This window comes from Campylobacter concisus (assembly GCF_902460845.1).
In the GTDB taxonomy this organism is placed as follows: Bacteria; Campylobacterota; Campylobacteria; order Campylobacterales; family Campylobacteraceae; genus Campylobacter_A; species Campylobacter_A concisus_X.
Map to the genome: position 1 here is coordinate 167,506 of NZ_CABPVS010000006.1, position 7,550 is coordinate 175,055.

9 protein-coding genes and 1 tRNA gene are annotated in these 7,550 nt (G+C 37.0%); 6 read left to right on the forward strand and 4 right to left on the reverse strand.

All coding sequences use genetic code 11. The features are described 5' to 3' along the window. Positions 1-176 precede the first annotated feature (176 nt). Positions 177-743: a YbaK/EbsC family protein gene (locus F3H00_RS09275; protein ID WP_148800051.1), complete on the reverse strand. Its 567-nt coding sequence runs from the start codon at positions 741-743 to the stop codon at positions 177-179. 64 nt (positions 744-807) lie between these two features. On the opposite strand from F3H00_RS09275, the gene ung reads away from it, so the two are divergent. Then, a complete protein-coding gene (gene ung, locus F3H00_RS09280; RefSeq protein WP_148800049.1) occupies positions 808-1,500 on the forward strand; it encodes a uracil-DNA glycosylase in 693 nt (230 codons plus the stop codon). Between the two features lies 1 nt (position 1,501). Here the strand turns inward: ung and F3H00_RS09285 are convergent, their stop codons facing one another. Next, complete coding sequence (locus F3H00_RS09285; protein WP_148800046.1) at positions 1,502-1,795, reverse strand: hypothetical protein; 294 nt, start codon at positions 1,793-1,795, stop codon at positions 1,502-1,504. 80 nt (positions 1,796-1,875) lie between these two features. On the opposite strand from F3H00_RS09285, the gene F3H00_RS09290 reads away from it, so the two are divergent. From F3H00_RS09290 to F3H00_RS09305, 5 genes are all read left to right on the forward strand, one after another. Next, positions 1,876-2,403, forward strand: a complete 528-nt coding sequence (locus F3H00_RS09290; protein WP_148800043.1) for a pyridoxamine 5'-phosphate oxidase family protein — start codon at positions 1,876-1,878, stop codon at positions 2,401-2,403. 28 nt (positions 2,404-2,431) lie between these two features. Beyond that, positions 2,432-3,598, forward strand: a complete 1,167-nt coding sequence (locus F3H00_RS09295; protein WP_223155278.1) for a replication-associated recombination protein A — start codon at positions 2,432-2,434, stop codon at positions 3,596-3,598. Between the two features lie 52 nt (positions 3,599-3,650). Beyond that, the gene (locus tag F3H00_RS10395; protein WP_187424114.1) at positions 3,651-3,794 is read left to right on the forward strand and encodes a hypothetical protein; all 144 of its coding nucleotides are present in this window, start codon (positions 3,651-3,653) and stop codon (positions 3,792-3,794) included. 40 nt (positions 3,795-3,834) lie between these two features. Next, positions 3,835-4,047, forward strand: a complete 213-nt coding sequence (locus F3H00_RS09300) for a hypothetical protein (RefSeq protein WP_148800038.1) — start codon at positions 3,835-3,837, stop codon at positions 4,045-4,047. A gap of 80 nt (positions 4,048-4,127) precedes the next feature. Next, entirely contained in the window at positions 4,128-5,546 is a 1,419-nt protein-coding gene (locus F3H00_RS09305) for an alanine/glycine:cation symporter family protein (RefSeq protein ID WP_148800036.1), read from the forward strand. A 74-nt stretch (positions 5,547-5,620) separates the two neighbouring features. Here the strand turns inward: F3H00_RS09305 and F3H00_RS09310 are convergent. After that, a tRNA-Val gene (locus F3H00_RS09310) sits at positions 5,621-5,696 on the reverse strand. A gap of 576 nt (positions 5,697-6,272) precedes the next feature. Further along, the gene (locus tag F3H00_RS09320) at positions 6,273-7,403 is read right to left on the reverse strand and encodes a glycosyltransferase family 4 protein (protein ID WP_148800033.1); all 1,131 of its coding nucleotides are present in this window, start codon (positions 7,401-7,403) and stop codon (positions 6,273-6,275) included. Between the last annotated feature and the right edge of the window lie 147 nt (positions 7,404-7,550).

Genomic DNA, 7,550 nt, shown 5'->3' on the forward strand with positions numbered 1-7,550 from the left:
TATGTAAATCCCTAAATTTAAAGCTTTTTATTTATATAATTTATTATATTTTAAGATTATGCCTGATAATATTTGTTCTTGAAATGAATTTAGCAATTTCTCGTCTTTGCATTATTTAAATTCATTTTTCTCCCGACAATATTTAGTGCTAGGAAGTGGTTAGCCTAGCACTTTTTTTATTCTGCAAAATTTATTAGCGTTGGTCGTACTATCTTCGTATAATCTTTTGTATTTAAAATGATCGATCTATCAAGTAGTCCTGCATTAAATGCGATCTCATCATTTCTTTGTAGTAACCTTTCATCAACTACGATGTGTAAATTTTTATGAAAGCTAAACGGTGGTACTGAACCAAAAACACAATCTGTCAATGCCAAAACCTCATCTGGACTAGCTAGGCTTGCTCTTTTGCCGTCAAATTTTTGCGTCAAGCTATCAAGATTTGCTTGCATATCGGCTGGCAAAATAGCCAAAATATAAGCTTTACCAGCCTTCATCGCTGGCTTTTCATCGCTTAACAAATAATCATTTAGCACATTTTCATCTTTAAAAATTTGCTTAAATTTCTCCTCATCTACCCCTTTTATAGAGCAAACTAGAGCCTTTGCGCCTTGGCTCATCTTTGTTCCCCTAAGTTTTGCCACCTCTTCTGAGGTGGTCGCACTCTCATGATTTAGAACTTTAAATTTAGCTTCATTCTTGCTAAGAAGCTCATAGATCTTATTAAAAATTTGCTTTGACACAGCTCTTTCCTTTAGATAAATTTTAGTTAAAATTATACTGCTAAAACTTACAAAAGGCAGGAAAATGCAAATAAATTTAGACGATGTAAAGATCGAGCCAAGCTGGAAAGAGGTGCTAAAAGATGAGTTTTTGAGTGAAAATTTCGCTCGCATCAAAGAAAATTTCTTAAAAGCAAAGAGCGCTGGCGTCGTCTATCCACCAAGTGCGCTTATATTTAACGCATTTAATCTAACGCCATTTCACGATGTCAAGGTCGTCATCCTAGGCCAAGACCCATACCACGGCGCAAATCAAGCCATGGGATTAAGCTTTTCAGTACCTAGTGGCGTGAGAGTCCCGCCAAGTCTTATAAATATCTATAAAGAGATTTACGCTGATCTTGGCATAAAAGAGCCAAATAGCGGCGATCTAACAAAATGGGCAAAGCAAGGCGTGCTGCTACTAAACTCGACTTTAAGCGTTAACGCTGGAGTGGCAAATTCCCACGCAAGCTTTGGCTGGCAGGGCTTTACTGACGCTGTAATAAAAAAAGTTAGCCAAAATTTACAAAACGTAGTTTTCATGCTTTGGGGCAATCCAGCTAGAGCCAAAGCACCGCTCATTGACGCCAGCAAGCACCTCATCTTAGAGGCAGCACATCCAAGCCCACTGGCTCGTGGAGCATTTTTTGGCTGCCGTCACTTCTCAAAAGCAAATATCTACCTAGCAAACCACGGCAAAACGCCAATAGACTGGGATCTAAATGTAAAAATTTGATCTATTTTTTTAGATCATTTAAAAGTTTGTTTGTCTCTTCAAGCTTTCTTTTGCAAAATTTCTCATCTTTGTTTTGCAAAATTATGGCTTCTTGGCCGCTTTGTCTTTGTTTAAACTCATCAAATTTAAGCTCAAAAAGTCTTAACGCCTTTTCGTCATTTGCAAGTCGCTTGCTCTCTTTGGCATAAAGCTCGTCAAGATAGAGCCTACTTTGCTTTATATATTCATTGCAAACATCGTTTGCATGGACTAAGTTTATGCCAAATAAAATGGCAAAAATAGCGATTTTTTTCATGTTTTTCCTTGAAATTTTTGCGTTATACTAGCCTTTAAGCACTTAAATTTTAAAATGCTTTTTCAAAAAAAGGATAAAAAATGAGACGAAAAGATAGAGAGCTAAGCCGTGAAGATGGCCTAGAAATCATAGATGAATGTGAATATGCGGTAATTTCATGCGTGGATGATGAGGGAGAAATTTTTAGCGTACCGATCTCGCCTGTTAGAGTTGGCGAAAGCATTTTTATACACGGAGCTACCGCTGGCTGTAAAGCAAAGCTACTTCAAGATGGACGAAAAGTAGAGTTTGTCTGCGTTAGTTTTAACAAAGTCCCACATCTAAGCGAAAGCGAGCTAGATGCGATAAAAGACGATGGCAAGGCGCTTGGAGGCAAGGTTTTTACGACTGAGTACAAAAGTGCCATCGCAAAAACTAGAGTTTACGAGATCACAGACGAAGCTAAAAAATATGAAATTTTAAAAATTCTCAGCCTAAAATATACAGCTTATGCGATGAACACCTTTGAAACAGCGGCTCAGTATGGGCTAAAGATCACTAAAATTTATGAGTTTAAGATAGAAAGTCTTAGTGCAAAGGCTAAAATTTTGCCAAAACCAGCAAAGTAAAGGAGTAAATTTGAGCTCACTTGCACTGATGTTTAGACCAAAAAGCTTGGATGAAATTTGCGGACAAAAGGCGGTTAAAGCGGCCTTTTTAAAATTTATAGCCACCGGCAAGATACCGCACTCTATATTTTATGGTCCAGCGGGCTGTGGCAAGACGAGCTTTGCAAGGGCTGTGGCAAGTGGTGCAAACTACGACTTTTATGAGTTTGATGGCGGAAATTTAAAGATAGATGACTTTCGCAAAATTTTAAAAAACTATGAAAACGCTCTAAATAAACCGCTCTTTTTTATAGATGAGATCCACCGCCTAAGCAAAACCCAACAAGAAGCACTGTTAATCCCCATGGAAAACTACAAAGCCCTAGTTATCGGCGCTAGTACGGAAAATCCCTTTTTCACGCTAAGCTCAGGTATCAGAAGTCGTTCTATGCTCTTTGAGTTTAGACCGCTTAGCAGTGGCGACTTTGAGGAGCTTCTTGGCAAGATAAGAGAGCAAATTTCATTTAGCATTGACGAAGAAGCAAAAGAGTATCTCTTTAAAAGTAGCGGCGGCGACGCAAGAGCTATGCTAAATTTACTAGAATTTGCCGTCACGCTTGATGAAAATGTGAGCCTAGAAAATTTAAAAACACTTCGCCAAAACGCCCTAAAAGAGGGGGCAAAAGAGGACGACACGCACTACGAGCTAGCAAGCGCTTTTATAAAAAGCCTGCGCGGAAGCGACGAAAACGCCGTCATCTACTATCTCGCAAGGCTAATAGACTCTGGCGAGAGCGCTGACTTCATCGCTAGAAGGATGGCGATATTTGCCAGCGAAGATATCGGCAATGCAAACCCAAATGCGCTAAATTTAGCCGCAAGCACGCTAAGCATCGTAAAAGAGATAGGCTTTCCAGAGGCTAGGATCATACTGGCTCAGTGCGCCGTCTATCTAGCTAGCTCGCCAAAGTCAAACTCCAGCTACAACGCGATAAATGCCGCCCTAAGATACGTGCAAAGCGAAGAAATTTTAAAAATCCCACCATATCTAAAAAACTACACAAAAGAGAGCAAAGACTACCTTTATCCGCATGATTTTGGCGGCTGGGTCGAGCAAAAATACCTAGAAAAACCGCTCGTTTTTTACAAAAGTAAGGGCATAGGCTTTGAAAAAACGCTAAATGAGTGGCTAGAGAAAATAAAATCCAAGAGCTAAATTTAGGCTTTGCTCTGTCAGATTTATGGAGTAAATTTTAAACGAAATGTAGATGAACGAGCAAAATTTAGTGTACATCGCAAATTTAAAGATAGAAGACGTGCCTTGGAGTAGATTAACGACAACTTATGGCAGAGCAAGCGGATTTCCAGAAATTTTAAACAGCTTTGAGCGGCAATCGGTGAGAAAAATTTGACGCAAAGATTGACTACCGGCAAGTCAAACAGCGGACAAATATGGCAGATCCAGCAAATAACAATGAAGCAAAAAATTTAATACCAAAGCCGCTTGTAACGTGCTTGATAAAATTTTTAGCAAAACTAAGAGCCAAATACGTTTTGTTAAGTTATATCCACACAAGAAAGATTGCAAATTTCTCACAAAAGCCATCTAAAACACGCTTGCCACGAGTAAGCCGAAAACTAACGCGAAATTTTAAACCAAGCTAAAAAATTTTTCTTATTTATTTTAATTTTATATTTTTTTAAATATACTCGCTCTCTAAACTACACCAATGAAAGTCAAGAAAATGCCTACAAATTTTGCTGAAATTTTAAATAATTGCGTTGAGAGTATAAATTCATTTCTTTGGGGTCCATACTTCCTTATTACCCTACTTTGCGGCACTGGACTATTTTTTACTATTAGGCTTGGGTTTGTTCAAATTTTTAAGTTTAAAATGGGACTAAGAGAGCTTTTTGGGAATTTCTCACTTCATGGCGAAGCTGCTGGCAAGGCTGGTATGAGCCAGTTTCAAGCGGTCGCAACTGCGATCGCAGCACAAGTTGGCACTGGCAATCTAGTAGGTGCGACAACAGCCCTTATCATGGGTGGTCCTGGAGCGATTTTTTGGATGTGGTGCGCTGCATTTTTAGGTATGGCTACAAATTTTGCTGAAATTTGCTTAGCTCAAATTTACCGCACAAAAGACGATAGCGGGCACACGATAGGCGGTCCAGCATTTTACATAAGCCGCGGTTTAAAAGGTAAATTGGCAAAAATTTTAGCTGGATTTTTTGCTATCGCTATCATCATTGCGCTTGGTTTTATCGGCAATATGGTTCAAGCAAACTCCATATCAGATGGCTTTAGTGGTGCTTTTGGTATACCACAGTGGCTAACTGGAGCCTTTTTGGCGATAGTTTGTGCAGTCATCTTTATAGGTGGCGTAAAAGCGATCGCAAGAGTAGCTGAAAAGATCGTGCCTATCATGGCGCTACTTTACGTAGGTGTGGGACTAACTATCATATTTTTAAATTTTCAGCAAATTCCAGAAGCGGTCTCGCTCATTTTTAGAGCCGCATTTGATCCTTCAGCAGCTTGGGGTGGGGCGACTGGAGCTAGCATCGCAGCTGCTATGAGATACGGCATCGCAAGGGGTCTTTTTAGTAACGAAGCTGGTATGGGCTCAACTCCGCACGCACACGCTGCTGCAAATGTCAAACACCCAGTCGATCAAGCAGTACTTGGCATAATGAGCGTATTTGTAGATACTTTTATCGTTTTAAATATCACCGTTTTTGTAGTGCTTACTGCAAATGTTATTAGCTTTGAAAATGGCAAAGCAGTCTTTACAGGCATAACCTTGGTACAAGAGGCTTTCTCATCGCATATCTTTGGCAAGGTTGGCGGATATAGTTTCGTAGCTGTTTGCCTATTTTTCTTTGCATTTACAACGATTCTTGGATGGTACTATTTTGCTGAGATCAACGTAAGATACCTTCTTGGGGCAAAAGCGGTCAGAGCTTTTCAAATTTTAGTAGTCGTTTTTGTATTTTTGGGAAGCTTGCAAAAGGTTGATTTTGTCTGGAGCCTAGCAGATATGTTTAATGGCTTGATGGTCGTACCAAATTTAATTGCCATCATCATTTTAAGCCCTATCGTGGCAAAGCTTTTAAAAGATCACGATGCTGGCAAAGAGTATGATGTGAAAGATTATTTAAAATAAATCTTTACCACATCTTTAGAAAATTTACTAATAATTAATTTTTAAATCTCTTGTTTGGGATGTTTTGTTAGAAGTGGTGGCCCCGAATGGACTCGAACCATCGACCACTACCATGTCAAGGTAGTGCTCTACCAACTGAGCTACGGGACCAAAGATTTGGGATTATATTTTATTTTCTATTTTATTTAGCTTAATTCCTTGGTAATTAAATTTATTTATAAGCAGTAAATGTAATGAATAAATTTAGAATTAGCTGACGCTTGCTTCGCAGTTATCGGTAAAGATGAAAACTACCTAAGTCAATATCTGCAACTCACAAGTTATCGCCACAAAAACCTCTTGGCACCCCTAAAGAGCTAAAAATGTGTAAGCTGCCACTATGATGCAGGATATATCGCTGGCCTTAGAGATTACCTTGAATACTGGAAGCCAATATATAAAAATTTATGAAAAGAAGATACTAGAGCAAAAGATCTATGCTAAGAAAAAATTCTTCAAAGATGAATGCAAACCTATAAAAAAGGAATAGGAATTTTTTAAAAAAGGCTAATAAGAATAATACAAAAACTGTTGGTGGACTAGTGGGTTAGAAGTCTAGTTTAAAAAACTAACCAGCTTGTCTTGGTTTTATTATTTAAATCATGATAAGCCCGCTAAAGATAAGTCTAAATTTTTAAATTAAAATCTTTAATACTATAAATTAAAAAAGTAAAAAATAGTAATGTGCTATTTTCCAATAATAATCTTTGCAAGTCTTCCATTTTTTTCATTTATATTAAATTTTACTTCAGCTATTTTTCTGCTTTCTATACCCATTTGGACTATCATTTCTGGATTTTGTATAAAATAAATCATCTTTTGTGCCAAAATTTTACTATCGAATGGTGGCACCAAGAATCCATTTACTCCATCTTCAACAGTTTCTCTACATCCTACGCTATTTGTGGTTATTACTACCCTTCCTATTGCCATGGCTTCCTGCGTACTTCTTGGCACACCTTCTCTGTAATACGAAGGCAAGACAAAAATGGAACTATTCACTATCCGTTCTTTTATATCATTTACGAAGCCAGGATATATAACTACGCCACTATCAAGATAAGGTTTTAGTTCTTCTTGTGTTAATCCAAATGGATTGTGCTCATCAAAACTACCAAATATATAAAATTTTACATCTTTATATTTTTCTTTTACGATTTTAGCTGCCTCTAAATACTCAAATATTCCCTTTTCTGCAAGAAGTCTTGCTATAAAAATAAAACTTATAGGATCAGTAGGTGCTTTAGTATATGAGAATTTATCAAGATCAACACCTATACCACCTAATATATTTATGGACTTTACTTTTATATCAAATCTATCAATCAAGTCCTTTTTATCGTCATTATTTAAAAATATAAGCTCGTCAAGAGATGGTAGTGAAATTTTATACAAAAGAACTTGTATGGTTTTGATAATTTTCGCCTTTATTGTTTGTCCATTTTTATGAACTGTAAAAGCCCCGCCAAGCCCTTCTATCATGCCTACTATTCGTGGCACTCTTGCTATTTTTGCGGCTATAGTTGCAAAAATAACTGGTTTAACAAAAAAAGAAAAAATCGCATCTGGCCTATATTGCCTAAAAAGCTTAACCAAATCATATGTAGCAATGATATCTTTAAATGGATTTAGCCCTTTTGCATTTAAAGTGTGGTCAAACGGTGTTGCACCCAATGAGATTATTTTTTTTCTACTTTCTTCATTGTAGTCACTAACTAAACAGTAGACATCATGCCCTTTTGATACAAGTAGTTTTATAAACTCTTCTCTGAAATTTATCATCATAGACGAGACATTACCGATTATAAAAATTTTCATAGCAACTCCAATCATACGAATCTAAAAATTTCTAAGCCTAATAAATACTTTTTTTGCAAAAACAAAAATTTGAGGACATCCTAAAAATACAGAGCTATATAAAATTTTATAAACAAAATTTCTATTTATTTTAAAAACATATTTTAT